24 protein-coding genes are annotated in these 26,127 nt (G+C 43.4%); 15 read left to right on the top strand and 9 right to left on the bottom strand.

Annotated elements, in window-relative coordinates:
• Positions 1 to 46: 46 nt before the first annotated feature.
• A complete protein-coding gene (locus CWC29_RS23065) occupies positions 47 to 1,081 on the bottom strand; it encodes an MBL fold metallo-hydrolase (RefSeq protein WP_138523756.1) in 1,035 nt (344 codons plus the stop codon).
• A 198-nt stretch (positions 1,082 to 1,279) separates the two neighbouring features.
• On the opposite strand from CWC29_RS23065, the gene CWC29_RS23060 reads away from it, so the two are divergent.
• Both CWC29_RS23060 and CWC29_RS23055 read left to right on the top strand, forming a co-directional pair.
• Entirely contained in the window at positions 1,280 to 1,873 is a 594-nt protein-coding gene (locus tag CWC29_RS23060) for a TetR/AcrR family transcriptional regulator (RefSeq protein ID WP_128725780.1), read from the top strand.
• Positions 1,874 to 2,013: 140 nt separating this feature from the next.
• On the top strand, positions 2,014 to 2,724 hold the full coding sequence (locus CWC29_RS23055; protein WP_138523754.1) for a DUF4336 domain-containing protein: 711 nt from the start codon (positions 2,014 to 2,016) through the stop codon (positions 2,722 to 2,724).
• Between the two features lie 129 nt (positions 2,725 to 2,853).
• Here the strand turns inward: CWC29_RS23055 and CWC29_RS23050 are convergent, their stop codons facing one another.
• A complete protein-coding gene (locus CWC29_RS23050; protein ID WP_128725782.1) occupies positions 2,854 to 4,410 on the bottom strand; it encodes an AbgT family transporter in 1,557 nt (518 codons plus the stop codon).
• A gap of 185 nt (positions 4,411 to 4,595) precedes the next feature.
• Here CWC29_RS23050 and CWC29_RS23045 point away from each other — a divergent pair, with 185 nt between their 5' ends.
• Both CWC29_RS23045 and CWC29_RS23040 read left to right on the top strand, forming a co-directional pair.
• Positions 4,596 to 5,459 (top strand): HDOD domain-containing protein, encoded by an 864-nt coding sequence (locus tag CWC29_RS23045; RefSeq protein WP_128725783.1) that lies wholly within the window; start codon positions 4,596 to 4,598, stop codon positions 5,457 to 5,459.
• Positions 5,460 to 5,579: 120 nt separating this feature from the next.
• Entirely contained in the window at positions 5,580 to 6,812 is a 1,233-nt protein-coding gene (locus tag CWC29_RS23040; protein ID WP_128725784.1) for an NRAMP family divalent metal transporter, read from the top strand.
• 69 nt (positions 6,813 to 6,881) lie between these two features.
• Here the strand turns inward: CWC29_RS23040 and CWC29_RS23035 are convergent, their stop codons facing one another.
• The 6 genes from CWC29_RS23035 to fadI all read right to left on the bottom strand — a co-directional run bounded on the left by CWC29_RS23035 (position 6,882) and on the right by fadI (position 14,083).
• Positions 6,882 to 7,157, bottom strand: a complete 276-nt coding sequence (locus CWC29_RS23035; protein WP_010377735.1) for a YfcL family protein — start codon at positions 7,155 to 7,157, stop codon at positions 6,882 to 6,884.
• Positions 7,158 to 7,170: 13 nt separating this feature from the next.
• Positions 7,171 to 8,292, bottom strand: a complete 1,122-nt coding sequence (locus tag CWC29_RS23030; RefSeq protein ID WP_128725785.1) for an ATP-NAD kinase family protein — start codon at positions 8,290 to 8,292, stop codon at positions 7,171 to 7,173.
• Positions 8,282 to 8,848 (bottom strand): elongation factor P hydroxylase, encoded by a 567-nt coding sequence (locus tag CWC29_RS23025; protein ID WP_128725786.1) that lies wholly within the window; start codon positions 8,846 to 8,848, stop codon positions 8,282 to 8,284. Before CWC29_RS23025 ends, CWC29_RS23030 begins: the two co-directional genes overlap by 11 nt.
• 76 nt (positions 8,849 to 8,924) lie before the next feature.
• Positions 8,925 to 10,457: a sensor domain-containing diguanylate cyclase gene (locus CWC29_RS23020; RefSeq protein ID WP_128725787.1), complete on the bottom strand. Its 1,533-nt coding sequence runs from the start codon at positions 10,455 to 10,457 to the stop codon at positions 8,925 to 8,927.
• Positions 10,458 to 10,670: 213 nt separating this feature from the next.
• Complete coding sequence (gene fadJ, locus CWC29_RS23015; protein WP_138523752.1) at positions 10,671 to 12,773, bottom strand: fatty acid oxidation complex subunit alpha FadJ; 2,103 nt, start codon at positions 12,771 to 12,773, stop codon at positions 10,671 to 10,673.
• A complete protein-coding gene (gene fadI / locus CWC29_RS23010; RefSeq protein WP_128725789.1) occupies positions 12,773 to 14,083 on the bottom strand; it encodes an acetyl-CoA C-acyltransferase FadI in 1,311 nt (436 codons plus the stop codon). Before fadI ends, fadJ begins: the two co-directional genes overlap by 1 nt.
• A 268-nt stretch (positions 14,084 to 14,351) precedes the next feature.
• Between fadI and CWC29_RS23005 the strand changes: the two genes are divergently transcribed.
• The 11 genes from CWC29_RS23005 to CWC29_RS22955 all read left to right on the top strand — a co-directional run bounded on the left by CWC29_RS23005 (position 14,352) and on the right by CWC29_RS22955 (position 24,840).
• Complete coding sequence (locus CWC29_RS23005; protein WP_138523750.1) at positions 14,352 to 15,308, top strand: AAA family ATPase; 957 nt, start codon at positions 14,352 to 14,354, stop codon at positions 15,306 to 15,308.
• A gap of 4 nt (positions 15,309 to 15,312) precedes the next feature.
• Complete coding sequence (locus CWC29_RS23000; protein WP_128725791.1) at positions 15,313 to 16,266, top strand: DUF58 domain-containing protein; 954 nt, start codon at positions 15,313 to 15,315, stop codon at positions 16,264 to 16,266.
• Positions 16,267 to 16,698, top strand: a complete 432-nt coding sequence (locus CWC29_RS22995; RefSeq protein ID WP_138523748.1) for a DUF4381 domain-containing protein — start codon at positions 16,267 to 16,269, stop codon at positions 16,696 to 16,698.
• Complete coding sequence (locus tag CWC29_RS22990) at positions 16,691 to 17,674, top strand: vWA domain-containing protein (RefSeq protein WP_138523746.1); 984 nt, start codon at positions 16,691 to 16,693, stop codon at positions 17,672 to 17,674. The genes CWC29_RS22995 and CWC29_RS22990 overlap by 8 nt, the downstream gene beginning before the upstream one ends.
• An 8-nt stretch (positions 17,675 to 17,682) precedes the next feature.
• Positions 17,683 to 19,629, top strand: a complete 1,947-nt coding sequence (locus CWC29_RS22985; protein ID WP_167815478.1) for a VWA domain-containing protein — start codon at positions 17,683 to 17,685, stop codon at positions 19,627 to 19,629.
• On the top strand, positions 19,623 to 21,254 hold the full coding sequence (locus tag CWC29_RS22980) for a BatD family protein (protein WP_128725794.1): 1,632 nt from the start codon (positions 19,623 to 19,625) through the stop codon (positions 21,252 to 21,254). The genes CWC29_RS22985 and CWC29_RS22980 overlap by 7 nt, the downstream gene beginning before the upstream one ends.
• A gap of 157 nt (positions 21,255 to 21,411) precedes the next feature.
• Positions 21,412 to 21,927 (top strand): sigma-70 family RNA polymerase sigma factor, encoded by a 516-nt coding sequence (locus CWC29_RS22975; RefSeq protein WP_010605216.1) that lies wholly within the window; start codon positions 21,412 to 21,414, stop codon positions 21,925 to 21,927.
• The gene (locus tag CWC29_RS22970) at positions 21,927 to 22,646 is read left to right on the top strand and encodes a DUF3379 family protein (RefSeq protein WP_128725795.1); all 720 of its coding nucleotides are present in this window, start codon (positions 21,927 to 21,929) and stop codon (positions 22,644 to 22,646) included. The genes CWC29_RS22975 and CWC29_RS22970 overlap by 1 nt, the downstream gene beginning before the upstream one ends.
• Before the next feature lie 144 nt (positions 22,647 to 22,790).
• The gene (locus CWC29_RS22965) at positions 22,791 to 23,639 is read left to right on the top strand and encodes a Tim44 domain-containing protein (protein WP_128725796.1); all 849 of its coding nucleotides are present in this window, start codon (positions 22,791 to 22,793) and stop codon (positions 23,637 to 23,639) included.
• A 391-nt stretch (positions 23,640 to 24,030) separates the two neighbouring features.
• Positions 24,031 to 24,342: a hypothetical protein gene (locus CWC29_RS22960; RefSeq protein WP_128725797.1), complete on the top strand. Its 312-nt coding sequence runs from the start codon at positions 24,031 to 24,033 to the stop codon at positions 24,340 to 24,342.
• A gap of 111 nt (positions 24,343 to 24,453) precedes the next feature.
• Positions 24,454 to 24,840 carry a RidA family protein gene (locus tag CWC29_RS22955; RefSeq protein ID WP_128725798.1) on the top strand — a complete coding sequence of 129 codons (387 nt, stop codon included), beginning with the start codon at positions 24,454 to 24,456 and terminating at the stop codon, positions 24,838 to 24,840.
• Positions 24,841 to 25,306: 466 nt separating this feature from the next.
• Here the strand turns inward: CWC29_RS22955 and CWC29_RS22950 are convergent, their stop codons facing one another.
• A complete protein-coding gene (locus tag CWC29_RS22950) occupies positions 25,307 to 26,119 on the bottom strand; it encodes a kinase (RefSeq protein WP_328820814.1) in 813 nt (270 codons plus the stop codon).
• Positions 26,120 to 26,127 lie beyond the last annotated feature (8 nt).

Here is a 26,127-nt window from a genome sequence, read left to right as displayed (position 1 = left end):
GTATGCCTAATACGGTAGCCCTTATTCAATTACTACGATACCAATATTAAGGCACTAGCGTTTCCCACCAGCTGTGGCTTGGTAGCGTTTCTGAAAGTGTCAACACTTCACCTACAACAGGCGTTACCAACGTCACTTGATTTTGCTCAGCTGCAACTTTGACTCTAACGAGCGGATCGAACCAAGAGTGAAAAGCTAAGTCAAAAGTACCATTATGAATGGGGATCATATGCGTTCCTCGTAAATCTATATGGGCCTGTACGCTTTGCTCTGGTGTCATGTGTATATCAGACCAGTCTTTATCATAGGCGCCGGTTTCCACGAGCGTCAGATCAAATGGACCAAGTCTTTCACCTATCTCCTTAAATCCAGGAAAATAACCTGAGTCTCCACTAAAAAAGATATTTTTGTCCACTGTGCGAATAGCCCAAGCTCCCCAAAGAGTTTTATTTGCATCTCCAAGTCCTCGTCCAGAAAAATGCTGAGTAGGTGTAAAGGTAATTGTTAACTCAGTGGTTTCTTCAAATTGCCACCAGTCAAACTGCTTTATTTTTTCGCTGGGGATCCCCCACTTTTTCAAATCACCTTCTACACCCAAAGGGACATAAAATACCCCCACTCTATCTGCTAGTCGCTTTACACTTTCCTTATCTAGGTGGTCGTAATGGTTATGTGAAATCAACACCTTATCAATTTTAGGTAATGACTCAATGGTAATGGGTGGCTGATGAAAACGCTTTGGACCAATAAATGAAAAAGGTGATGCTCGTTCAGCAAAAACAGGGTCAATCAACAAATACTGCCCTTGCGCTTTTACTAGTACCGATGAATGTCCAAGCTTGATGACATGAGTTTGCGTTTCAGAAAGCGCCTTCAAATTCGCCTCGGTGAGCGCAGCCACTGGCATGTTAACCTTCGGCACCGCATTGACTTTCTGTTCGGTAAAAAAGCGCCAGAAAATTTCCAGTGTCTTACCTAAACTCGCTTTATTTGTTTCGTGAATATTATGAAACTTACCATTACTAAACTGAGTCGATGAATACCCGCTTTGCTTTACCGCAGCATTTAAACTAGAAGCCATAATTCCTCCTCCCCCTATCAACAAGACTACAATCAATCCAAACCATATTCGTTTTTTCATATCACCACCAAAAGGTAAACTACACAGTGTAGTCTACACACCAAAAATAAAAAGTAAACTAAGTAGTGTAATATATTCTAGGTTTGCTAGAATGTGGGATATCAACATTTAGATATTCCCTTGTATGTAATAGAAAAAATGAAACAATCAGAGAGAAAAAGGCTGCAAATTCTGGAGGCTGCCCAGCAGTTATTTGCTCAAAATGGCGCTCAAAATACCAGTATGGATCTTATCGCAAAGCACGCAGAAGTGTCTAAACGAACTATCTATAATCACTTTGAGACTAAGGAGTTGCTGCTGTATAGTGTACTTGAACACATGCTGCTTCAAGTTGACCAAGGTGATATTTATCAATATCGATCTGATATCCCTGTTGCAAACCAATTACAAGAAATCGCTTCGCGGGAAGTCAGACTCCTCACCTCAGAACCATTTATCAAAGTAGCACGCGTGGCATTTATCGAATTATTACAAGACCCTACGTTGGCGGCACATTTCAATAATAGTAAAGTTGGCTGTATGCGTTATCTAGAAAAGTTTTTAGCCGATGCCGTTGCTAATAATGCACTTTGTATCGAACATAAAGCTTTCGCAGCACAACAGTTTTTATATCAACTTAAGTCTTTCATTTTTTATCCACGGCTATATGGGTTTGACCTCACAAACTTGGAAAAACCTGATTTTGTTGTAGAGCAAAGCGTTGCACTCTTTATGGCGAGATATGGGGCTTAACCTTACGTCCAAAAGCATTGATATAATAGGCCAACGCAATTAAGCAAATATATCTCATCCAAGCTTGTAGTTGATTATATTTCAAACAAAAAATTTCCCTGATATAGTTACATTAATTCTAAAGTGAGTAAGGAAATCAGATGAGCGAATTAATTTCTATTGGTCATAACATTTGGATCTACAACGGCCCAGCCGTACCATTTTTTGGTATGCCGTACACCACTCGAAGTACCATAATCAAGCTTTCTTCTGGCGAATTGTGGGTCCACTCTCCCGGAAAACTAACGGATGGACTGCTTTGTGAATTAACTCAACTTGGCGAAGTAAAATATCTAATTTCTCCAAATAAACTACACCATCTATTTATGGGTGATTGGCAGGAAAAGTTCCCAACGGCGACTCTGTTTGCTTCCCCAGGTGTCGACAAAAAACGCCCCGATCTTAAGTTTCATCGCCAGCTGGACGACACTGCCGAGCCAGAGTGGCAAAATGATATTGACCAGCTGATCTTTAAAGGTAGCGCGGTAATGGAAGAAGTCGTTTTCTTCCATAAAAAAACTAGTACGTTAATTTTGACGGATTTGATTGAGAACTTTCATCCAAACCACTTCTCTGGATTTAAAAAGGTACTTGCGAAAATCACGGGGGTGATTAGCCCCAATGGTAAAACCCCAATAGACTGGCGAGCTTCATTTATATTCGGAAAGCAGCAGGCCCGAGCCTGTTTTTCAAAGATGGCTGATTGGCAACCTCAATATATTGTTATTGCTCATGGTGAATGCATTGAAAAGGCTGCTGAGGCGTTTTTACATCGCTCATTTTCTTGGCTGGGTATCAATAAAGCCGCGTAAGGTGTAGTACAAAATAACAAAATATAAAAAGCGCTGTTATTTCACTGAACAGCGCTTTTTATTACTTAATCTAAGGTTTGGATCAGGAGTTCATTATTTTAAGGATCCCCTGAAGTTACATTCCTCAAACTACATTCCAGCCGGATATGCATAACTCGCTTGTAGACCTAGCGGAACGCCAAGCATCCAGTAGATCAATAAGAAGATGCTCCAACCAATCAAAAAGGCAATCGAGTAAGGCAACATCATCGCTATCAATGTACCTATCCCTGTAGACTTAACGTATTTCTGGCAGTAAACCACAACTAGCGGGAAGTAAGGCATAAGTGGAGTGATGATATTTGAGCCAGAATCACCAACGCGATAAGCCGCTTGTGTCAAATCGGGTGAGATACCCAATTGCATTAACATTGGAACAAAAATTGGCCCCAATAACGCCCACTTTGCAGAGCTTGACCCCACAAATAGGTTTACAAATGCCGTGAGAAAGATGATACCAATCACTGTAACATAGCTTGGAAGCGCCAAAGCTTTTAATACTTGAGCACCTTCAATGGCAAGCAGTGCCCCCAAGTTTGAGTGACTGAAAGCACTGATGAAAAGTGCACAGAAAAATGCCATAACAATATAGTAAGACATGCTATTCATAGCCTTAGTCATGGCATCAATCATGTCTTTTGAAGTTTTGAACGTTCCGACAACAAAACCGTACACCGCACCAGGGATCCAAAACAGGAGAAAAATAAGTGGTACAATAGATTGCATTAACGGCGCACTAAAGTCAGTTAAAGCACCTGACGGGCTGCGTAGTGCTGAGTCTTCGCCGCTTGATGCATAAACCAATAACGCGATACCTGCTAACATCACCGTTGACGCTACCACAAAGCCTTTTTTTTCTTTACTGGTGATCTCATCGAATGAAGGCAAGCTATCTGTATCACCGTCAACTTCTGTCGCCTTTAGTCTTGGCTCAATGATTTTATCAGTGATATACCAACCTAAAAGTACAATGAATAGACTCGATGCCGAAGTGAAAAACCAGTTATTTAGTGGGTTAATCGCAATTTCTGGATCGATGATCTGTGCCGCACTTTGGGTAAAGCTTTGTAGTAACGGATCGATACCTGAAGGAATAAAGTTCGCACTAAATCCACCGCTTACGCCAGCAAATGCCGCTGCAATACCCGCAAGAGGATGTCTTCCCATCGCATAGAAAATAACACCAGCAAGTGGGATAACTAACACATACCCAGCATCTGTCGCCGTGTGACTTACAATAGCGATAAGAATAATAGAAGGAGTTAGTAGTGCCTGAGGCGTGCGTTTAAGCATGATTTTAAGGCCAGTATTTATATAGCCAGAATGTTCAGCGACACCCACACCTAGCATAGCAACTAGCACCACGCCTAATGGCGCAAACCCCGTGAAGGTTTTCACCATCGTCGCCATAAACCCAGCAAGCGCATTTGGGTCTAATAAATTGTGGACGACAATCGCCTGATTGGTTCTCGGATCGATAGCGCTAAATTCTACGCCTGAAAATAACCAAGATAATAGCCAGATCAGCAACATTGCTGATAAGAAAATGATTGCAGGATCGGGGAGTTTATTCCCCACCCGCTCTATCCCGTTAAGAAAACGGGTGATCGCAGAATTTTGCGAGTTCGCTTGTTGTGTTTCGTGCATACCATTGCCCTAAGAAAAAAATTGCTTAACCATAACTTAATATTTACATGTTAAGCAAGAAAACGTGCCCATTGACGATGCACTTTGCCGAATTAGTAATCGACTTGGTATTTTCGACCTCAAGTCAGTGTTCAATCAAGAATTTAAGCTATGCTTTTTATATACCCAGTATTAAGGATGTGTAGATGATAGATCTAGATGACAAAGTATTAGCTGACGTCAAACATGGTTTCAACTTACCGCCCAAGCCTGCCCTGATAAGCGAATTGCAAGCAGCACTTGCTACATCAGATCCCGATCTGAACGATATCGCTTCTATCATCGCTCATGATGTCAGTACCTCAGCTGCGGTGCTAAAAATAATCAACTCGCCCTTATACGGCTTGGCAAGAACAGTAACGGATGTAAAACAGGCTGTGGTGTTTCTTGGCCTAGATTCTGTCAGTACTTTGGTAACAGGCTTTTTGCTCAAACAAACCTTTCATCAACGCACATGCTGTATTAGTTTAGAGCGATTTTGGGATAACGCTTCAGACATCGCAGATAGCATCATGGTGATTGGCAATAAACTCAAATCACGTGTCCCTATCGAAAACTTGCACTTACTTGGTCTATTTCACGATGCGGGAATAGCTGCTATGGCGGTAAATTACCCAGATTATATGGAAACGCTCATTGCAGCCAACAAAGACTACGACAAGTTATTAGTAGACCACGAAGAAGAAAAATACGGAACCAACCATGCCATTATCGGCTACTTTCTTGCAGCCTCTTGGAATTTGCCACAGAGTATTTGTCAGATGATTTTATGCCACCATGATCCCGAATTTTTGAGTAGCTGCAAAGATGAAGAACAAAAGTTGGCCTTTGCTGCTTTAAAAATGGCGGAAAACTTTGTTCATATCAATAAGCGTTTTGTTGCGGCACCTGATTGGCATCTAATGAAGGCCGATGTGTTAAGAGTTTTGAATTTAGATGAAGACGATTACCAAGATATTAAAGAAGATTTAGAAGAGTACTTTCTAGAATTAGATGAAGTAGCGAATTAGCAGGCCTATAATTGCAATCTCGCACTACCTTTTGAGTTTGCTGTGACGTGGTATTGCGGCAATTCTTAAAACTTCGTAGACTGATTGGCAATAGAATAACAATAACTTAAGGAATTTACATTGCCAGCGCTGCTATCTCTTAAAGATAAATTTGCTATATTTGGACCTGGAATATTAATGGCAACTGCTGCGATAGGCGGCTCGCACCTCGTTTCATCCACTCAAGCAGGAGCACTGTTTGGTAGTCAGTTGATTTGGCTGGTTGTCGTCGTAAATTTGCTCAAGTATCCCTTTTTTAAATATGCTGTAGAGTACACAAGCCACTCTAAGCATACTGTTGTCGAAGGTTATCACGCGCATTACCGCTTTGGATTTAAAGTTTTTGTACTGCTCAATATTTTCGCAGCCATCGTAAATACCGCAGGAGTGCTATTACTTACTGCAAGCCTCTTAAGTTACTCGCTGCCATTTTCAATAGATACTGAACTGTTAAGCTTTATACTTTTAACAAGCTGCTTGGCAATTTTGCTAGTTGGGCACTACAAAATACTCGATGTAACGAGCAAATGGGTGATGATAATCTTGACCATTTCCACGCTCATGGCACTTGCTATTGCGGTTAACAATGGACCAGCTCACCCAGCCCCAACTAATCCGATTTCTCCCTACGACATTGCGCTACTAGGCTTTTTAGTTGCCTTAATGGGTTGGATGCCCGCACCAATCGAGATTTCAGCCATTAATTCCTCTTGGCTAAAAACAAAGATGGCTAAACAACCACTCACAAGTAGCCAAATTTTACTGGATTTCAAAGTAGGATATTTTGTAACGATGGGCCTGGCGGTCGTTTTTTGCTTACTGGGTATGCTAATGCAATACGGTCAAGATAAACCCGTGGAGCTTGCTGGCGTCGCATTCTCACAGCAGCTGATTGATATGTATGCCAACACGATTGGTGAGTGGGCCAGATGGTTAATTGCCGGCGTCGCATTTTTGTGTATGTTTGGGACAACAATCACAGTGTTAGACGGCTATTCCCGAGTGCTCAATGAGTCACTTCAACTGTTGCGACCTAACACAACGAAAAAGAGTTACACGCTTATTCTGCTACTGCAAGCGACTCTCGGTATGGCCGTGGTGCTATTTTTTAAGGCCGACTTAAAAAGTATGCTGATGTTTGCCATGAGCTCAGCGTTTGTCACTACTCCTATCTTTGCTTGGATGAATTTAGGATTAGTGAAAGGTGAGATCTATCGCAGTCAACCAATTTATACTAAGGCTCTAACAGGACTGGGGCTGGTTTATTTAGTGGGCTTTGCGCTGTTATTTATATATTGGCGATTTTTGATGTAATGCCAAATGAGGCTGAGTAGCAGATGGAAATTAGACTTCTAGCACCTGCTACACTCGGCCGAGGTGCGGTTATTTTAGATTTTGCACCTGCTCCCAAATAGAGACCACATGTGCTTTGTCATCGTCATTTAGCTCTCCATTTCGGTATGCTTTTACTAGGCTGCTTTCAACTTTGGCATTTAACTCATCAATTGAAAGGTCCGCTTCCTCTACTTGTGCATAGCCTACCGCTAAGTCGAAGTGACCGCGTAAATAGCCGCCAGCAAACAGCTCATCGTCACTCGCTCTATCAACAAGCTCATCAAAAAACTGCTGCGCTTTCTCTACATATTCTACTAAAGACATATTTATTCCTAAATTATTCTTGATGGCCTATGGCATACATTACATGGTCATTGAATCCAGTGATCACCTTAATAAATCCAGCTAAGGACTCATCAAGTTGTTCGTCCCCGGTATCCGCAATTAAAGGACGACCATTTAAGGCCTTTAATTTCGATTTTGTGGCGATAAGGATAATATTATCTTTGCCGACTTTTTTAATGAGGTTAGGGCTTAGCTGCTGATTACCGCGGCCAAAAATATGTCCTTGACCACCAATTAATGTGATCACTAGCTTTGTTTTATCATCAGCAAGCGACAACAATTGCTGCGCGGTTTGATCTTGCGCGATCAGCGCTTGATCCCTTACAACATCAACACCGAGTAGCGTATTGTCAAGCCCCATCTCTTCCATCACAGCCGCAACGGTGGAACCAGACCCCATAATGTAGGTTTCATCTTCGTCCATCTCGGCAACTACATAGGCAGCGATATCAGCCAACACCAGTTCATCGCTTTCTTTGCCACCGTTTTTCACCGCTTGCACATATCTCAGTTCGGTCGGCACTTGCATTTCACCAAATCGTTTGGCGCGCACCGTACCTTCACGAAATGCAGCTTCATCGATGTCCATTACATCGGCTTCACCTATAGAGACAAGCTCTCCGGTAACCAAAAGTTCAACGACTCTACCAGCTGCTTTTGGCGTTATCGCGTATACCCCACTATGAATTTTGCACCCCGCCGGGATCCCAAGTACAGGACATGAATCACCCACGGCGTGGCAAATGTTACGGGCGGTACCATCGCCACCTGCAAACAAAATCAAATCGACACCGAGCTGTTGCATCATTTGCGCTGCCGTCTCAGTATCTTCAGGACGAGTTGCTGTGCTTTGACTGTGGTAAATCACTTGGGTGTTAAAACCCAGCTCTTTTGCCGTACGCTCCCCCATCTCACCGTTAACAGTAAATACTTCGATGTTTTCTTGATATGGAAGCAGTTGTGTTAAAGCCGTTTTTGCTCGCTGATTAGCGCGAGGCTCTGCACCTAACGCCAATGCTTGTTGAGCTGTTTCTGCGCCATCGCTACCTTTTAGTGCAACGCTGCCACCAAGCCCAGCTAAAGGGTTGATGATAAGTCCAAGCTTAAATTGCATTGTTAAACTCCATGCTTAGCTCTGTCGGGATATCCCAGTTAAATTGCTGCAGGCGTAAAGGCCAAGGCGTATTATAAAAATGACTTAATGCCTTGAGTAGTTGAGTCGTTCTGGTATTAAACCCGCTTTCTAATAACGCTAGCACTTGCTGATGAACCCGTTGTTGAAAGCTAAAACGGCAAGTTTGCTCACCGTTAAGGTTATCAACGGAAACATTAAATGAAAAACCAGCAGCGACGCTTAACGCCCACTCAATAGCCTGCGGTTTCACTTCAACTTTTTCAAATTCGAGTTGCTGCGCTTTATCTCGTCCATCAGGACAATACCAGTAGCCGTAATCTTCGAGTTGCCGACGCGCTTCACCCGCAACAAGCCAATGTGCAATTTCATGCAAAGCACTGGCATAAAAGCCATGAGCAAAAATAATGCGATGATGAGGGTAAGATCCATTTGCAGGTAGATAGATAGGTTCGTCATCACCCACTACCAACTCAGTGTTGAGCGTGTGCAGGAATAGCCCATTAAAAACAGCAATGAGGTCTTCTATTTTATGCATCAACATCCGCCACAAGTCTAAACTGGGCGCAAATTGTAAGGTTTTTAGCGGCTAAAGTAAAAGATCTCGTCTTAGACTATGCCTTTTTGTCCAAAGAGCTGCGTGGCGCGATATAAAGCGAAGCACGATCTCGACCTCCGTTTTTCGACTCATAGAGGGCTAAGTCAGCTTCTTCAAAACATCGTTTGTGATTAAAGCTTTCACCGATAAGCTCGTATCCCGCCACGCCAATGCTGAATGTCAGTCCAAAACTGGTGAAGCGAGTAAATTCATGTACCAGTCGTTGTGCAAAGTTAAGCGCGGCATCTGGCCGAGTTTCAGGGCAGATAATCACAAATTCATCACCGCCCCATCGTCCAATATGATCGCTTGGGCGTGCTTGCTCACCTAGAAACTGTCCAACTTCTTTCAATGCATTATCACCATCTTGGTGTCCCGCGGTGTCATTTAATTGTTTAAAATGATCAACATCGATTACCAATAGCGATAGCGCTCGATGATAGCGGATGGCCCGCTGCACTTCTTCTTTCAATAGCGCTTCTATCTTTCTGCGATTCATAACCTGAGTTAAGAAGTCCAGTTCAGCACGGTTCTTCAATTCTTGCTCTTGACGTAAGTCTCGGATCACCGCAATAAAAACATCATTTTTAGAGACAGACACAGTGGATAACTCGATGTCCACTGGGATCTCCACTCCTGATTGGTGCCGCCCTAAAATTTTAAGTCCATCATGCGTCACTCGGCGCATCGTAGAAGTGCTTAGGAATTTCTCTGTGTCCACGACGTGTCTACCGGTACACCGCTCCGGAACGAGGTCTTCAAGCTGCATACCTAATAGCTCTTGAGGCTGATAGCCAAATAAATCAGTACAGGCCTTATTGACTTCTTTAAGCCTACCGTCTTTATCACAATATAAAATGGCATCGGGAGTAGAGTTGAATAACTTTCTTTTTTCGTTGATCAGTTTAACCACAAAAATGAGCGTAAAAATGTTTAAGCAAGCAAATAACAAGACTATTGGAAGCAACAACAACACACCGGTGTTACTCAATTCTTGGGTTTGATCGAGCTTTACCGTTTGGTTTTGCTTTGCAAGCGCAAATTTCTCTCCAATCGACTTACGCAAATAATTAAATGCAGCTTCAGCGTTCGTATCATCCACTTCCACTAAGCTGTCCACAACCTCAGAGCTCAACCTTCTCGATGTGAATTTTGACTTAGCAAGTGCGAGCATTTGTGTATATTTATCAAAAGTGTATTGAATAGCAGCTAATGCCTTTGTCTCTTGGCTGCTTAGCGCCGTACTTTGCAACTTCAGAATTGTTGTTTTGGTTGCTTCAACATCAGCTAAAGCTTGCTCGTAATAATTCTCATCTTGGCGCAGTACATAATTTTTGAAGTGATGAATAAAGCCGTTGTAGCCAAAGCTACGCTCCAGCTCAGATAACAATTCAGCACGTCTAATTGCAACTTCAGTCTCTGATTGCCATGACTGATGAAATGAAGAAATGGAGTGGTTTAACAAAGTAGACCAATAAACTAGACCACTGCTCACCAAAATAGTAAAAATAACTAATCCAATAATCTGCAAAAAAATACGTCTATTCATCTACTCTACTGTCCCAATTCAGCAAATCCTAGCGCGCAGTAAGCAAAAGAAGAAATTAGAGTCCGTCTAGGTGCTGTAGAATCCATGTTGATAATATAAAAGTTACATGCTATTACAGCGATTAAGTCTAGACTAGAGAACGAAAAAAGCCGCATTACAGCGGCTTACAGATAGGATATTTTCACTAACGAGTATTAAGATACATTGGCATCATTACTCGTAATAAGCTTTGCCTTCTTCGGCCATTGCGAGTAGCGGCTCCGCAGGTGTAAATACAGGGTTGTCAGCTGCGTATGTTGATAGCTCTGAACACACCTTATTGGCGCCTTTTTTGTCCATATAACTAAATGGGCCGCCCAAGAACGGTGGGAAACCAATGCCAAAAATAGCACCAATATCACCATCTCTTGCATTACGAATAATACCTTCATCAAGACAGCGCGCAGCCTCATTGAGCATCTGTGCAACACAGCGGTTCGCAATTTCTTGTTTATTCAATTTAGGAGAAGGCGTGACACCAAGTAATTCATAGACTGAATCGTCCACTTGCTTGCCTTTTTTACCTTCATAGGTGTAGAAACCACGACCAGATTTACGACCTAGACGTTTGCTATCTATCATACGTGCAAAAGCATCTGGCGCCTTAAAGCGAGCGCCTAATTCTTTTTCTAGGATTGGCGCAATCTTAGAGCCAATGTCTACACCTACTTCATCAAGAAGCGCAAGAGGACCAACTGGGAAACCAAACTCAACCAAGGCTTGATCGATTTTCTCTATCGGCTCGCCAGCAAGCAAAAGATTTGCCGCTTCGTTGACATAAGGTGCCAGAATACGGTTTACGTAAAAACCAGCTTTGTCTTTTACGACGATTGGGGTTTTGCCTTGCTTACGGGCAAAAGCCACAGTGCGCGCAATAACCTCATCACTGGTGGTGTCGTGCGGAATGATCTCCACCAGTGGCATTTTTTCTACTGGTGAGAAATAATGCAAACCAATTACGTTTTCAGGACGCGTCGCTTTTGCCGCGATTTGGCCGATTGGTAATGATGACGTATTACTTGCAAATATTGTACTCTCACTACATTCGCGTTCAATATCCGCCACCATCGACTGTTTAAGGTCTAGGTCTTCAAATACGGCTTCAATGACCATGTCTGTGTGTTTAAAACCAGAGTAATCTGTTGTCCCCGTGATCATATTCAAAGTTGACTGCATCTCTGCCTTTGAAATAATACGGCGCTTTTGGCGTTGCGTTAGGATCTTATAGCTGTAATTTAATGCGTTGCTAATGCCCTGATGCGCAACATCTTTAATACGTACTGGTGTGCCTGCTTTAACCGCACTAACATAGGTAATACCTGCGCCCATTAAGCCACCACCTAGCACTGCAACACGCTGCACAGGAGCAAGATCTTTACCTTGGAAATCCTTTTTCATTTCCGTTGTCGCAAAGAAAATTCCACGGAGCGAGCGCGATACTTCTGACATCACTAAATCAGCAAAACCCTCAGCTTCGGTTTTATAACCTTTAAGCTTGTCTAGCTCTACAGATGCGCGTACCGCTTTAATGATAGCGATTGGCGCTGGATAGTGACCACCCGTTTTTTTCTCAACATTTTCTTGTGCTTTTTTGAAAATGATATTACGTCCGAACGGGTTAGACTCTAGCAACTGACTAACTTTGTCTAATTTCGGTTTGCGAGGTTTAGGTTTACCTTTTCTAGCAAGCTTCACCGCTACGTCGAGCAAAATACTGTGCGGCACGGAATCGTCAACTAGGCCCGCTTTTTTCGCTTGCTTAGGTCGAACTTGTTTACCAGTTAGCATCCATTCAAGTGCTTTTTGAATACCAACTAATTTCGGTAGGCGCTGTGTACCACCACCGCCTGGCAATAGACCAAGCTGTACTTCAGGAAGACCCAGTTTAGTCTTGCTGTCTTCACTACACACACGATAATCACAAGCCAGCGCAAACTCTAAACCACCACCAAGCGCTACGCCGTGGATCGCCGCTACAGTTGGGAATGGTAAATCTGCCAATTTAAAGAAGGTTTTATGGCACATTTCCGAAATCGCTAACGCATCTTCGCGGGTTTTAGCGCTATCCAGCATTTTAATGTCTGCACCAGCGATAAAGTTATCGTCTTTACCACTGATAAAAACCATACCCGTTACATCATCTTGTTTACTCTTTGCGATGATCTCTAATAATTCATCAGCAAATGTATCACGTAGGGTGTTCATCTTTTCGCCCGGTACGTCGATTGTAACGATGGCGACTTTATGGTCGTTTAATTCATAAGAAAATACTGACATTATGCGCTCTCCAATACGAATGCTGCTCCAAGACCACCTGCAGCGCAGGCAGTTGTCAATGCAAGACCACCGCCACGGCGCTTAAGCTCATGTAGGCTTTGCGTGATCAAGCGTGCGCCAGTTGCGGCGAATGGGTGACCATATGCAAGTGAGCCACCAAGCACGTTAAACTTATCCATGTCGATTTCGCCAATTGCTTTACTGCGACCAAGTTTTTCTTGCGCGAATTTGTCTGAGCCAAACATTTTCATATTGGACAGCGCTTGCGCTGCGAAAGCTTCATGCATTTCTACCAGGTCAAGATCAGCAAGTGTAATACCCGCTCGGTCAAGTGCTATAGGTGTTGAATGTGCAGGACCCATCAACATATCTTCGTGTACGCCGATTGCAGAGAAGGCGAAACTACGCACATAACCTAAGATATCGTAGCCAAGCGCTTTGGCTTTGCTTTCGCTCATCATTAATACTGCCGCTGCACCATCGGTCAGTGGCGTTGCATTTGCTGCTGTTACTGAGCCGTGCTGTCTGTCAAATACAGGCTTTAACTTGGCGTAGCTTTCCAATGAGGAGTTTTCACGGATGTTATTATCTTTATCAATAAAGCTTTTGTATGGCTCAACATGGGCAGCCATCACTTCATTGTTTAATAAGCCTTCCGACCATGCTTTTGCAGCTAAGGTATGTGAGCGGTGCGCCATCGCATCTTGATCTGCACGGCTGATCCCGTGAGTCTTAGCCATTTGCTCAGCGGTTTGCCCCATTGATAAGCCTGTCGAATATTCCGCAACTGCTGGTGGCACTGGCAGTAAGTCTTTGAGTCTTAGCTTTGAGAAAATCTGTAAACGCTGCTTAAGCGTACGTGCTTTATTCAAGTCAACAAGGCTACCTGCAAGCTTTTTGCTCACGCCAATCGGTAACACTGATGATGAGTCCGCACCACCAGCAACACCAACACTCACTTGGCCCGAAATAATGCTCTCTGCAACGTTAGCAATCGCTTGGAAACTGGTTGCGCATGCACGTGATACAGAGTAAGCGTCAACAGAAACTGGCATGCCAGTGCCAAGCACGATTTCACGCGCAATGTTAGGTGCTTCCGGCATTTGTACAACTTGGCCGAATACCAGTTGGTCGATTTCTTTACGATCGAAATTCAAACGCTCAAGCATCTCGTTGACGACGATTTTACCTAAATCTAGGGCTGGAACGTGATGAAAAGCGGTAGCTTGCTTTGCGAATGGCGTACGCAGGCCGCTCACGATAGCGATTCGGTCGCCTTTTGATGTTTTTAGTATGTTTTGTTCAGACATGAATTTTGCTCTCCCGCTGACAGGTCTGACCTGTTAATTTCCTTCGATTCTAAACAACCAAATCGCAGTTGCCAATAGCAAAGCACGAAATGGCTGCTTTTTAAACCGTGAAAATCAACTTTAGATGTATTTTTAGTCGATCTCAAAGTATTTGAAATTGTTATTTAAAATTTATGAACTTTTCTAAAATTATGAGTCTAATCAACTTGATTATTCATTCAGCGTCCATATAACTATTTTTATTTTTGTCGGCTTAAAAGGCAGTCTCATGGCAGTAAACGAGTTTTCTCAACTAAAAGAATATTTAGATACCCAAATTTTAGGACAAAGTGCACTGACCGAATCCTTGCTTATCGCACTTTTAGCAGATGGACACTTATTGGTTGAAGGCCCTCCAGGTCTTGCTAAGACCCGTGCGGTAAATGCACTAGCTAAAGGTATTGAAGGCAGTTTTCAACGCGTCCAGTTTACCCCTGACTTATTACCTTCCGATGTAACTGGTACAGATATCTATCGCCAACAAACCAACGAATTTGTGTTTGAGAAAGGGCCGCTTTTTCATCATTTGATTTTGGCTGACGAAATCAACCGAGCGCCAGCCAAAGTGCAATCAGCGCTACTAGAAGCAATGGCTGAGCGCCAAATAACCGTTGGCAAAACAACGTATCCATTGCCTGAGCTATTTATGGTAATGGCGACGCAAAACCCGCTTGAGCAAGAAGGTACATATCCGTTACCTGAAGCGCAGCTCGACCGCTTTTTACTCCATTTGAATATTGATTACCCGGACGCAGAAACCGAGGTCGATATTTTGCGTCTCACCCGTGGCGAGGCGTTGGAGGAGTATCAAGCAACCTTCACACCTATTAGTCAAGCAACCCTATTTGAGGCCCGTAAAACCGTACTAAGCATGTATCTTGCCGAGCCGCTGGAGCAATATCTTGTGCAATTGATTATTGCGACCAGACAGCCACAACGCTTTGATGCAACGCTTGCAAGCTGGATTGATTATGGCGCGAGTCCTCGAGCTACAATTGCGCTTGATAAATGTTCTCGTGCACATGCGTGGCTACAAGGCAGAGACTTTGTCACACCAGAAGATATTCAAGCTGTGGTGCATAACGTGCTACGCCACCGTATCGTGCTAAGTTATGAAGCACAGGCGGATGGGATCACCAAAGATCAGGTGATCAGTAAAATTTTAGAATTGGTTGCTGTTCCATAATACTATGAACGACATCAAGCAGTTTAATTCAGCCAGCTGGTTTAATGAGAGCCATAGTAATGGTGTCGAACTCGGCCTGAAAGAGCTACTTTTTTATAAGTCAAAGGCGCATTTACTTTCGCTCAAACCGAGAGGAAAAGTGAAAAGTGCTCAATCAGGGCAATACCTTGCACCGCACAAAGGTCGAGGTATGGAGTTTGCTGAAGTCAGACAATACCAATATGGTGATGATATTCGTGCGATTGACTGGCGAGTTACCGCACGTACTGGTGAAGCACACACGAAACTCTTTCAAGAAGAGAAAGAGCGACCCGTTTTTGTATTTTGTGACTTTTCCTCAAGCATGCTATTTGGTTCAAAGCTGTTACTTAAGTCGGTGCTTGCGGCGCACTTAGGCATTTTGGTGTCTTGGGCTGCATGCCAACGCGGCGACCGTGTTGGTGGTGTGGTGTTTAATGACAGTAATCACCACGAGCTCAAGCCGATTGCTCGCGACCGTGGAGTGCTTGCGCTAGCTCATCAGTTTTGTGCCCTGCACGAACAAGCATTAATTCAAAAAGAGACTCCCCCCTCGGGGGATCGTTTCAATGAGAATTTAAAACGACTTGTGCATCTGGCCAAACCCGGCAGCCTGATTTACCTCATTTCGGACTTTACGGAGTTGAATGATGAAAGCTTTAAATTGCTAGAGCGTGCCACCCGCCATAACGAAGTAATTGGTTGTATGGTGAGCGATCCTTTTGAGCATCATCTTCCTGAATACAGCCAAGCGATTGAGGTCTCAGCTGGCGAACAAAACTGGACATTGCCCTTGATGGACAAGCAATTTAGAGACAAATTCTCGCAAAATGCGTCTGACTTTTTCAATCGAAGATTGGCGCTTCTCAAGCGCTCTGGTATGTCGTTACAAAAGTACGACGCGTCATTACCAATCGAATTACAAATCATGAGGGGTTAAATGCAAGTCAATCCACTCGACCAGCTTAATGACGTGGTCATCCCTCAAAGCGTGAGCTGGTGGCCACTTTCTTATCCAATGTGGGGAGCCATTTGTGTTCTACTCACAATATTTGGGGCTACGTGTTGGCTATTATATCGTCGCCAACAATTTTTAAAGGCAAAAAAGGAAGCCGTAAAACTGAGTCATTCGCAGGATAATGCCCAAGCATTACACACCATACTCAAACGTTTAGTAAAACATTATTATGGTGATACCGCTGCGAGTAGATCGGGCCAAGAATGGTTATCGCTGCAAGCAAGACTCACACGCGTTGAACTCACTCAACAAGAGCTCGACTCGTTATATGCACCGACTCAAGACCCCGCACTCAGCGATAAACTATGTCGTGCGATTAATACCTTCAAAGTGAAGGAGCGTCTCGATGTTTGAGTTTAGTTGGCCCCTTGCCTTCTTATTGTTACCTCTGCCTTGGCTAATTGCGAAGTTTAAACCAAGTATCGCGCAGACCAACATCAATATTCGTATGCCAAGTGCCGCAAAGTTACAACTCGCGAGCACAACTCAACTCAATAAGCGCGCAAAAGTAAGCCTAGTGGAAACACTCATCTGGCTGTTACTGGTAACCGCAGCGGCAAACCCAACTTGGCTTGACGACCCAATCGTTGTGCCAAATGAGGGACGCGATATTATGCTTGCTGTTGACTTGTCGGATTCAATGACAGAGCAAGATATGGAATACCAAGGTCGCTTAGTGGACAGATTGTCTGTCGTCAAAGCCGTTGTTAGCGACTTTATCGAAGCACGCCAAGGAGATCGTCTGGGACTTATTCTTTTTGGTGACACCGCGTTTTTGCAAACGCCACTCACCCGAGATTTAGCGACGGTTAGCCAAATGCTTAGTGAGGCACAAATTGGTTTAGTTGGACGCGCCACAGCGATTGGCGATGCTATTGGTTTGTCGGTAAAGCGTTTTGGTGAACGTGAACAAAGTAACAAAATCTTGATTTTGCTGACCGATGGTCAAAACACCGCTGGCAACCTTCAACCTGAAGAAGCACTGATCTTAGCCCGAGAAGAAGGCATAAAGATTTATACCGTTGGTGTTGGCTCAGATGGTAGGCGCGGTTTTGGTTTATTTGGTTTTAATTCTATGGCTGGTAGTAGTATAGACGAGAAAACGTTGCAACATATCGCCAAAGAAACTGGTGGGCAATATTTTCGCGCAAAAGACGTGGAAGGCCTACAAAACATCTACGCTATGCTCGATGAGCTAGAGCCGATTAGTGATGAAACACAGACTTTCCGTCCTAAGATTTCACTGTTTTATATTCCTCTCCTCGCGATACTCGGCTTGCTTTTTGTGGCTCAGCTCGGTGTTGTACTAAGAACAAAATTAAGAGGGTAAATAATATGATGGAATTTGAATTTATTCGCCCACATCTGCTTTGGCTTCTTATTCCTTGGGTGATATATAGTGCGTTGCAATGGTCTAAAAAGTCCAATCAAAAATCAGCGCAACTTATCGCACCGCACCTGATGAAGGTGGTGATGGGAGCCGGTGGTCAAAAACACCAAAAACAAAGTAACTCTTGGCTTGGTATTGTGTTCTTTTTATTGGCCATTATTGCAGTTGCGGGACCAAGTATTGAAAAACAAGAAGTACCGGTATTTAAAACTCAGGCACCTAGAGTGTTAGTGCTGGATATGTCTTATTCTATGTATTCAACCGATCTCACGCCAAACCGCTTAACGCAAGCGAGATTTAAAACTTTAGACATGCTAAAGCTATTTAAAGAAGGCGAAACGGGTTTAGTCGCCTATGCAGGCGATGCTTTTACCGTGTCGCCCCTCACAACTGATGTCACCACTCTTGAGAATTTGATCCCGAGCCTTCGTCCAGAGATCATGCCCTCAAAAGGCTCTAATGTGTATGCCGGCATCGAAGAAGCCGTTAGCTTGTTAACAGGTGCAAGTGCAACCTATGGTGACATTATTTTGGTAACCGATGGACTTGAACAAGAAGACGCAGAAGATGTACAAAAGCTTCTTTCTGACAGCCCATTTAAGCTGAGTATCTATGCCTTAGGTACGGCGCAAGGCGCACCAATCAAATTACCTGAAGGCGGCTTTTTAAAAGACCAATATGGCCAGATAGTCGTGCCCAAGTTATTCCCAACTCGACTTGAAAAACTCGCTAGAGTAAAAGGTGGAAAATTTGCCAGCTATACTGCTGACAGCAGTGACATAGAGACATTTAAACCTAATTTGGGTGCAAATACATCGGTGCTTAAACGCGACCAAGAAAGTGCTAAGTGGCGAGTAGATGCGGGAATATATCTGTTGATTGTACTTATTCCACTCGCACTGCTATTGGTTCGAAATCACGCAGTTATACTCAGTGCTTTGGTTGTTTTTGCGATGTTGCCGCAGCAAAAAGCGCTGGCAAATGAATGGACGCAGTGGTTTAAAAATAGCGACCAAAACGCGCTGCAGGCCTACCAAAATGAAGCGTTTGATGAGGCCGCGCTTGCCGATAATCCGGTACTAAAAGGCGCAGCCCTTTATAAAGCCGGAGATTACGAAGGAGCGGTAGAAACACTCGAACAAACAAGCTCAGCAGAAGGCCAATACAATTTGGGCAATGCGCTAGCACGGCTTGGTAAGTTAGACGACGCGATTTCTGCCTACGAAAAAGCCTTGTCCTTAGATCCTGATTTTACGCAAGCGAAGGATAATAAAGCGTTAGTCGAAGCGTTAAAGGATCAGCAAGAGCAGCAAGACCAACAAGGTCAGCAAGACCAACAAGGTCAGCAAGACCAACAAGGTCAGCAGGACCAACAAGGTCAGCAGGACCAACAAGGTCAGCAAGAGCAACAAGGTCAGCAGGACCAAAAAGGTCAGCAGGACCAACAAGGTCAGCAGGACCAACAAGGTCAGCAAGACCAACAAGGTCAGCAAGACCAACAAGGTCAGCAGGAGCAACAAGGTCAGCAAGACCAACAGAATCCACAAGCAGGAAGTGAGTCAGAACAAAACAATAACGAGCCAGAGCTAGATGCTGCCCGTCAAGACCAGCAAGCAGCTGACGAACAAACTCAAGAGCAAAAACAACAGCAAGCACAAGCCGTACCTAAGCCCGATCCCGAGCAATCACCGCAGGATGAAGAAAAGGCACAGGCTACAATGATGCAAGATAGTCGGCCACTTACCCCTGAAGAAATTGAGAAAGCGCAACAGCTTAATCAACTGCTTAGAAAAGTACCTGATGATCCGGCCATATTATTGAGAAATAAAATGCAACTAGAAGCACAACAACGCAAACAAAGACGTCTACCAAGAGGAGCTGAAAAATCATGGTAAAACGCATTCTATTTTTTCTGTCTTTGTTGATATTAAGCCACGCCTCGTTGGCACTGGAAAATCTCACAGCCAGCGTAGACAAAAACCCAGTGCTCGCAGGTGAATACTTTACGTTGTCGATTATCGCTGAAGGCAAAGTCAAAGGTACTATTCCTGACGTTTCTGTGCTTAGTAACGACTTTATCACCAGCCCCGTGAATACCAGCTCTAGAACCAGTATCATTAATGGTAGCGTTTCAAGCTCTACCACCTGGCAAATGCAGCTCGTTGCTCGCACCCCGGGTACTTACACCATTCCCGCGTTAGAGGTAGATGGTGAAACGACCCAGCCTATCGAAATAAAAGTTGTTGCTCGTGATGATGAGCAGCAAAGTGAAGATATATTCGTAAAAACCGAACTCAAGACAAAAAACCTCTATGTTCAACAGGCAGCGCTTTATACCGTTAAACTCTATGTAGGAAAAGAACTACTAGATGGCCAACTAAGTGCTCCTGTTTCAGATGGAGCCAACTTCACACAATTGGGCAAAGCCAATGAAGAATACGAAGTGATTGACGGCCGACGCTACATGGTGCTCACTCGCGAATATATGATCCAACCACAAAAAAGTGGTGACTTCAGCATAGAGCCGCCGATCTTCAATGGTCAGATCAGAGATGGCTATCGTAGAATGGCGACTTCTGCGGTTGGCAATACCATTGACTTTTCAGTATCTCCAATCCCAGCTAACGCTGCTGATAACTGGCTACCCAGTGAATATTTGAATTTTTCTGAAGAATGGCAGCCCAAAGATAACGAGTTTATGGTTGGAACACCCATCACGAGAACACTAACACTCACTGCTGTAGGTGTTACTAAAGAGCAGCTTCCTGACATTCAACTCGAAGACGTTAATGGCTTTAGAATTTATCCAGACGCGTCTGAACGTAAGCAAATTACCCGAGATGGAAAAGTCATCTCACAGTTAACCATTTCTTTTGCTTACCTACCGCAACTCGCCGGTGATTTTACTCTGCCCGAAGTAAAACTACCTTGGTTTAACACCATCACTAAACGTGAAGAATTTGCGACATTACCAAGTAAGTCTGTCAGTGTGACTCCTGATCCAAATCAGCCAGTCATACCACAGACCGCTCCAATCGCGCAGTCACTTTCAAGCCCGAGCATAACCCCGTCAACGGCTACGCAAACGAAGGTGATCACTGAGCAAATTATCCCGCTGTGGATGTGGGCAATCGCCGCTTTTGGATACGCACTATGGCTTATCACATTACTAGTATGGCGTCTCAAAGCAAAATCGGCCATCGGCCCCAAAGCAAATACAGTCACAGATGAAAATCCAGCACCTTTTCTTTCGTTTGAAGAAGCAGTCAAACAGAATAACCCTGCAGCCTTTTATCAGGCACTACTGCGCTACACCAAACAACAAAATATCACCATGACACAATGGCTAGCACTTCAGTCCAGCTCATTGCGAGCGCAGGTACAAACGCTACAAAGCTCGCTGTATGGAGGCAATAGCGCAAAAGTAGACCTGTCTCAATTATACGGTGAAATTAAAACCAGCGTGAAAAGCACGGTTCACACTAATAAAAGTCAAAATTTAAGCAGTCTATACCAATAAGCGCCTCAGGGCGCTTTTTTATTGCAAGACGAACTAGATTTGTTAGTAAATAATTAACAGATCAATTATGCTTGGTGTGAAGATACACTTCCAAAATCAACTAAAATAAAATGAGTTTTTGTTGAAATAAACCTGCAAAAAGATAGGTCTCATAGATATGGCCAGTAAACAACATCACTACGAGTCACTGGTTCGGATGTACCACAAAGAGCTATATAAGTTCGCTTATTGGTTGTCTGGCGATCCGACAATAGCAGAAGACTTAGTACAAGAAACTTTTTTGCGGGCTTGGCGCGCACTTGATTCATTACAAGATGAAAATGCAGCAAAGCCTTGGTTATTAACTATTTTAAGACGAGAAAATGCACGTCGTTTTGAGCGCAAGCAATTTGACTATGCGGAGGTTGAACAAGATACGCTGGTCGACGATACCAGTTCGGCTTTGGATGATGCAATGGAACAAACCGTTGTGCAACGACAAATAGCCAACTTAGCACCAGAATATCGTGAACCTCTGCTACTGCAAGTGGTTATGGGATGCTCTGGTGATGAAATCGCCGATATACTTGAGCTGAATAAAAACACGGTGATGACGAGATTATACCGTGCTCGCAACCAGCTGAAAGACGCTTTAACGACTGAATATGAACCAATAAAGGGGGCATCAAACTGATGGATGAACTCGAATTTCGACGCCGCCTCGTTGCTGATCCTCATGATGAAGAGGTCAAAAAACAGGCCGAACAGCAACCTGAGTTGCAAGCACTAGTCGAAGAAATGCAAGATTTCGACGATTTCTTAGGAAAATCACTCGATATTGATGTGCCTGAGGGGTTGGCTGAAAAGATTATTGCAAAACAAAAGGAGCTTGATACGGAAGAGAAAAATGTGGTGAAAATGTCTTGGTTTAGACGCGCAACCGCACCATTTGCAATTGCAGCCAGTGTATTTTTTGCCGCCGTAGTATTTTACTTTGGTGGTTTTGGGCACCCTGTCGACACCGGTGAGCATGCGCTTGCTCATGTGTATTACGAAGAAAACGCACTGCAAAAGCAAGAAACGGTTTCACTGCAAACTGTTAATGAAAAGCTCGCAATGTTTGGAGGTAAGTTCGATAACTTGCCGGGTAAAGTGGTTTACGCGACATTTTGTAATTTTAAAGGCCAAAAAAGCCTTCACCTTGTTATGCAATCCGAATTTGGTCCACTCACGGTTTTTGTCGTGCCAGCAGGCCAACATAGCACGATTGACGGTAAAGATAGCTTTGGTGATAATCGCTTTGAGGGCTTAATTGCTCATGATGGTAAAGCCAACACCATACTGGTGGCAAATCGGGGTACGCCGATTGAAACCTTCCAATCAGAAGTAACAAGCTCACTACGCTGGTTATAATACTACCGCCCCACTCTTTGGGGCGGTGTCTCAATATCCTTACTAAACTTCCTAAAATACAAATTTAATTGAGGTATATACCTATTTAAATAGCCATGTTAGTTCTTTACAATGGCGGCAGTTATTTTGGTATATAGGAACTTTATGAAACATTTCATTGTGTTACTTTCCCTTGTGTCTTTTTTGTTTACAGCCAGTTTTAATGCTGAAGCGAGAAAGAAATTTGGTAGTAAAAGCTCAGGCAAAACACACCAAACACAAAAGGCTCAACAAAAGCAAAAAACTGATACCCAAGCGTTAAATGCAAAATCTACAACAAAGCCTAAATCGAGTAAAAAAGGTATTATGGCTGGCGTACTTGGGGGCTTATTAGCCGGTGGCTTAATTGCAGCTATGCTTGGCGATGACTTCGAGGGATTTCAGTTCCTTGAAATGATTTTGCTTGCCGCTGCTGCCTTTTTAATTTTCAAATTAGTTAAGGGCATGCTTGCTAGAAAACAACAGCCAAGTTATGCAGGCGCACCGCCTATGGGTGGCTACAACAATACGCCACCACCGCAGCAATTTCAAAGCCAAGGACCAATTAGCGGTGGTTTTGGCGCAAGTAGCGTGCCTATGAATCTACCTAGAGATTTTGATATCAACGGCTTTTTACAAGGCGCTAGACAGCATTATCAAACCATCCAAACCGCTTGGAATAACAACGACTTTTCGACAGTTTCTGAATACTTAAGTCCAGAGTTGGTTGAAGAGTTCAAACGTGAGCGAGAGCAGCAAGGCGACGTTAATACTGAAGTGATGTTTGTTGACGCTGAGTTAGTCCGAGCAGATACACGCCCTGACGTTTGGGAAGTTAGTATTAAGTTTACTGGCAAATATCGTGACCTAGGCGACATGCAAGAAGAACCTATCCACGAAATATGGCACTTAGAGCGTAAAACAACGGGTGAAGCACCTTGGCTAATCGTTGGCGTTGAAGACCTAGCAGCCTAACATATAAAGCACTACTGCGGCTCAGATACTCACGGCGCTGCGGTAGTGCTTATTTGACCAAAACAGAGAAAATGAGTAAGAGACAAAGTTTAATTAATAAAATCAATTAGTTAACCAGCGTAATTATTCAGACCATACCGCGCTCTGTGCAACGAATGTCATTGCTTATTTGGCTAAATTTAGGTGTAATAGCAGAATAATAAGCGCTGAGCAACGAAGGGAACACTTCAATAATAATAGGTTGGTGCCCCTAAAAAGCATATTCCTATCACATAAGTAATACCAACTTTGACACACCAAGCAAGTTGCGCCTCAGTCTAACAAGCGATTATGCAAAACAAACTGCGTATCGCATAAATACTAAAATGTTAAATGTAAAGGAGTACTCATTGTGCATGCCTTCATCTACTTGCCTTTTTTTGCAGCGCTATCATGTTTGTTTTTTCGAACTTTCCATTTAAGAAAAATAAAAGCACATGTACAGAATGTTTATCCAGATGAATGGAATAAATTGTGTAACAACAGAATGGGAATGAATATTACAACGATATCTTTTGCAAACCTTGAAGAATCAATGAAAAATGGATTTCTATCAAAACAAAAAGATCCTCTTATCCAAAATTTTCATCGCAAAGATAAATTGATGATAACATCTATGTTTGTTTTCACCATTTTGCAATTAGGTTTGGCATTCTACAATTAGATTGCGAATATCAAGCTACTGCTCACGTAACGCTTTGCTCGATAACGCTTCACTTTTTAGCCAAACAATACTTAGCTCCCTATGTGGGAGTTATAATTCTAAGGGAAGAATATGCGGAAATTGATAAGCTCTGGTTCACATTTGGAGGAACCAATAGGATTCTCTCGTGCGAGTCGAATAGGTAAAAATATAGCGGTAGCGGGCACAGCTCCAATAGACAATGGTCAAACCGTATTTATTGGAAATGTGTATGAGCAAACGAAATATTGTTTGGAAATTTCATTAAAAGCGATTGAAGAAGCAGGTGGCAGTATTGAAGATGTTATCCGTACTAGGATTATGTTGACCAATATCAAAGAGTGGGAGCAAGCAGCCAAAGCTCATGGTGAGTTGTTCTCGACTCAACGTCCAGCTTGTACGTTTGTCGAGGTCAAGGGTTTTATTGACCCTGAGTGGTTGGTAGAGACTGAAGTCGATGCGGTGCTATCCGAGGCATGACAAGAGACAAGGGATAGTCGACCTTATCATTGTAGAGTATCGGGTTTGCTGTCCTCGATACAAATTTTTACGCCCTCCCATGAGCGTCGACAGGCTTATCGATATTTGCCCAAGGCAAAGTATGCAATAGATGAGTCACTTCCAGCATCACACTAATAACCTGACGTCATCAATCAGCATGAAAAGGCCAATAGGAGCTTATAACAGCTTGCTTAAGTGAGGAGCAGGCTTAAATTTTCAAACCTGCAATAATACCAATTGAATTAATTCTCTAATCAATTTGAAGGGTGAAATAGCATATTAGCTTCGTTAAAAATTTCTCATTTAGAACAACTAAATAGCAAAATTTTTGCCTTGCCTATATGGATATAGGTACCTTAGCGGTAGCAGGACGCGAGAGCGGTGCTACTAAAGCTATTTCCCCGCTTCAAGATAGATCATTTACTTAATACAACTGGTATAAAATCTAGTCAACGAAACGGTGTTTTACACTAACCACTTCCCTTGTCTCACCTAAGCATATCTCGGTATCTGCGAGATTAGCCAAGGATTGCATTCCCCACTCAGAGAGTCGATGAAATGGCTGAATAAATTGCTTAACTTGCTCATCGTCCATTCCCTGACCTCGAGCTTTGATAAGCTGGTGCTCTTGCTGCAGACGCCAGCGGAAAACCCGTTCAAAATCCATTCCGTTAAGATAAATAAGATAGTCTATTTGCGCGAATCGCGGTTGGTAATATTGCTTTAAAAATTGATTCACTGTCTTGCGAAATAAGGCGCCTGCGTCTTGTTGCTGCTCATATGCATTGATCGGTTGAGTCAATAATGATTCTGGCTGTGCACCAATACCAATACACCAACCTTCAAGAATTAACACAGACAGTTCTGCTTCAACTTGTCGCCACTGAGATCGCGGTAATTTTTTGTCTATGGATTTATCGAAAACAGGAAGAGAGAACGCTTTGCCAACTCTAAATTGCGTTAATATCGTATCAAATAGTACGAGGTCATGGGTGCCGGGCAAGCCTCTTTGCTTAAACAGGGGGTGATATTGCTCTGCTAATTGAACTCGCTCTTGGGGGTCTAAGTAGAAATCGTCCAGCGATACACTCTCGCACGATATGCCATCTTGCTGAAGTCGCTCAGATAACTGTTTGCTTAAGGTTGATTTACCAACGCCTTGAACTCCACTAACGCCAACTAGCAAAGGCCGTTGAGCGATTCTCTGCTTTTTTATCTGTGCACTTAGCTGGTTAATTAATCCAGTATTTACGCTCACACAACATC

This window comes from Pseudoalteromonas galatheae, from assembly GCF_005886105.2.
GTDB lineage: Bacteria > Pseudomonadota > Gammaproteobacteria > Enterobacterales > Alteromonadaceae > Pseudoalteromonas > Pseudoalteromonas galatheae.
Note: the sequence above shows the minus strand (reverse complement) of the source record. Positions and strands in the feature narration are given on the sequence as shown.

Bases quoted from the DNA above. Each gene is read 5' to 3' on its own strand.
- CWC29_RS23065 (WP_138523756.1), bottom strand. From the start codon at position 1,081: ATGGCTTCTAGTTTAAATGCTGCGGTAAAGCAAAGCGGGTATTCATCG.
- CWC29_RS23060 (WP_128725780.1), top strand. From the start codon at position 1,280: ATGAAACAATCAGAGAGAAAAAGGCTGCAAATTCTGGAGGCTGCCCAG.
- CWC29_RS23055 (WP_138523754.1), top strand. From the start codon at position 2,014: ATGAGCGAATTAATTTCTATTGGTCATAACATTTGGATCTACAACGGC.
- CWC29_RS23050 (WP_128725782.1), bottom strand. From the start codon at position 4,410: ATGCACGAAACACAACAAGCGAACTCGCAAAATTCTGCGATCACCCGT.
- CWC29_RS23045 (WP_128725783.1), top strand. From the start codon at position 4,596: ATGATAGATCTAGATGACAAAGTATTAGCTGACGTCAAACATGGTTTC.
- CWC29_RS23035 (WP_010377735.1), bottom strand. From the start codon at position 7,157: ATGTCTTTAGTAGAATATGTAGAGAAAGCGCAGCAGTTTTTTGATGAG.
- CWC29_RS23030 (WP_128725785.1), bottom strand. From the start codon at position 8,292: ATGCAATTTAAGCTTGGACTTATCATCAACCCTTTAGCTGGGCTTGGT.
- CWC29_RS23025 (WP_128725786.1), bottom strand. From the start codon at position 8,848: ATGCATAAAATAGAAGACCTCATTGCTGTTTTTAATGGGCTATTCCTG.
- CWC29_RS23020 (WP_128725787.1), bottom strand. From the start codon at position 10,457: ATGAATAGACGTATTTTTTTGCAGATTATTGGATTAGTTATTTTTACT.
- fadJ (WP_138523752.1), bottom strand. From the start codon at position 12,773: ATGTCAGTATTTTCTTATGAATTAAACGACCATAAAGTCGCCATCGTT.
- fadI (WP_128725789.1), bottom strand. From the start codon at position 14,083: ATGTCTGAACAAAACATACTAAAAACATCAAAAGGCGACCGAATCGCT.
- CWC29_RS23005 (WP_138523750.1), top strand. From the start codon at position 14,352: ATGGCAGTAAACGAGTTTTCTCAACTAAAAGAATATTTAGATACCCAA.
- CWC29_RS23000 (WP_128725791.1), top strand. From the start codon at position 15,313: ATGAACGACATCAAGCAGTTTAATTCAGCCAGCTGGTTTAATGAGAGC.
- CWC29_RS22995 (WP_138523748.1), top strand. From the start codon at position 16,267: ATGCAAGTCAATCCACTCGACCAGCTTAATGACGTGGTCATCCCTCAA.
- CWC29_RS22990 (WP_138523746.1), top strand. From the start codon at position 16,691: ATGTTTGAGTTTAGTTGGCCCCTTGCCTTCTTATTGTTACCTCTGCCT.
- CWC29_RS22985 (WP_167815478.1), top strand. From the start codon at position 17,683: ATGGAATTTGAATTTATTCGCCCACATCTGCTTTGGCTTCTTATTCCT.
- CWC29_RS22980 (WP_128725794.1), top strand. From the start codon at position 19,623: ATGGTAAAACGCATTCTATTTTTTCTGTCTTTGTTGATATTAAGCCAC.
- CWC29_RS22975 (WP_010605216.1), top strand. From the start codon at position 21,412: ATGGCCAGTAAACAACATCACTACGAGTCACTGGTTCGGATGTACCAC.
- CWC29_RS22970 (WP_128725795.1), top strand. From the start codon at position 21,927: ATGGATGAACTCGAATTTCGACGCCGCCTCGTTGCTGATCCTCATGAT.
- CWC29_RS22965 (WP_128725796.1), top strand. From the start codon at position 22,791: ATGAAACATTTCATTGTGTTACTTTCCCTTGTGTCTTTTTTGTTTACA.
- CWC29_RS22955 (WP_128725798.1), top strand. From the start codon at position 24,454: ATGCGGAAATTGATAAGCTCTGGTTCACATTTGGAGGAACCAATAGGA.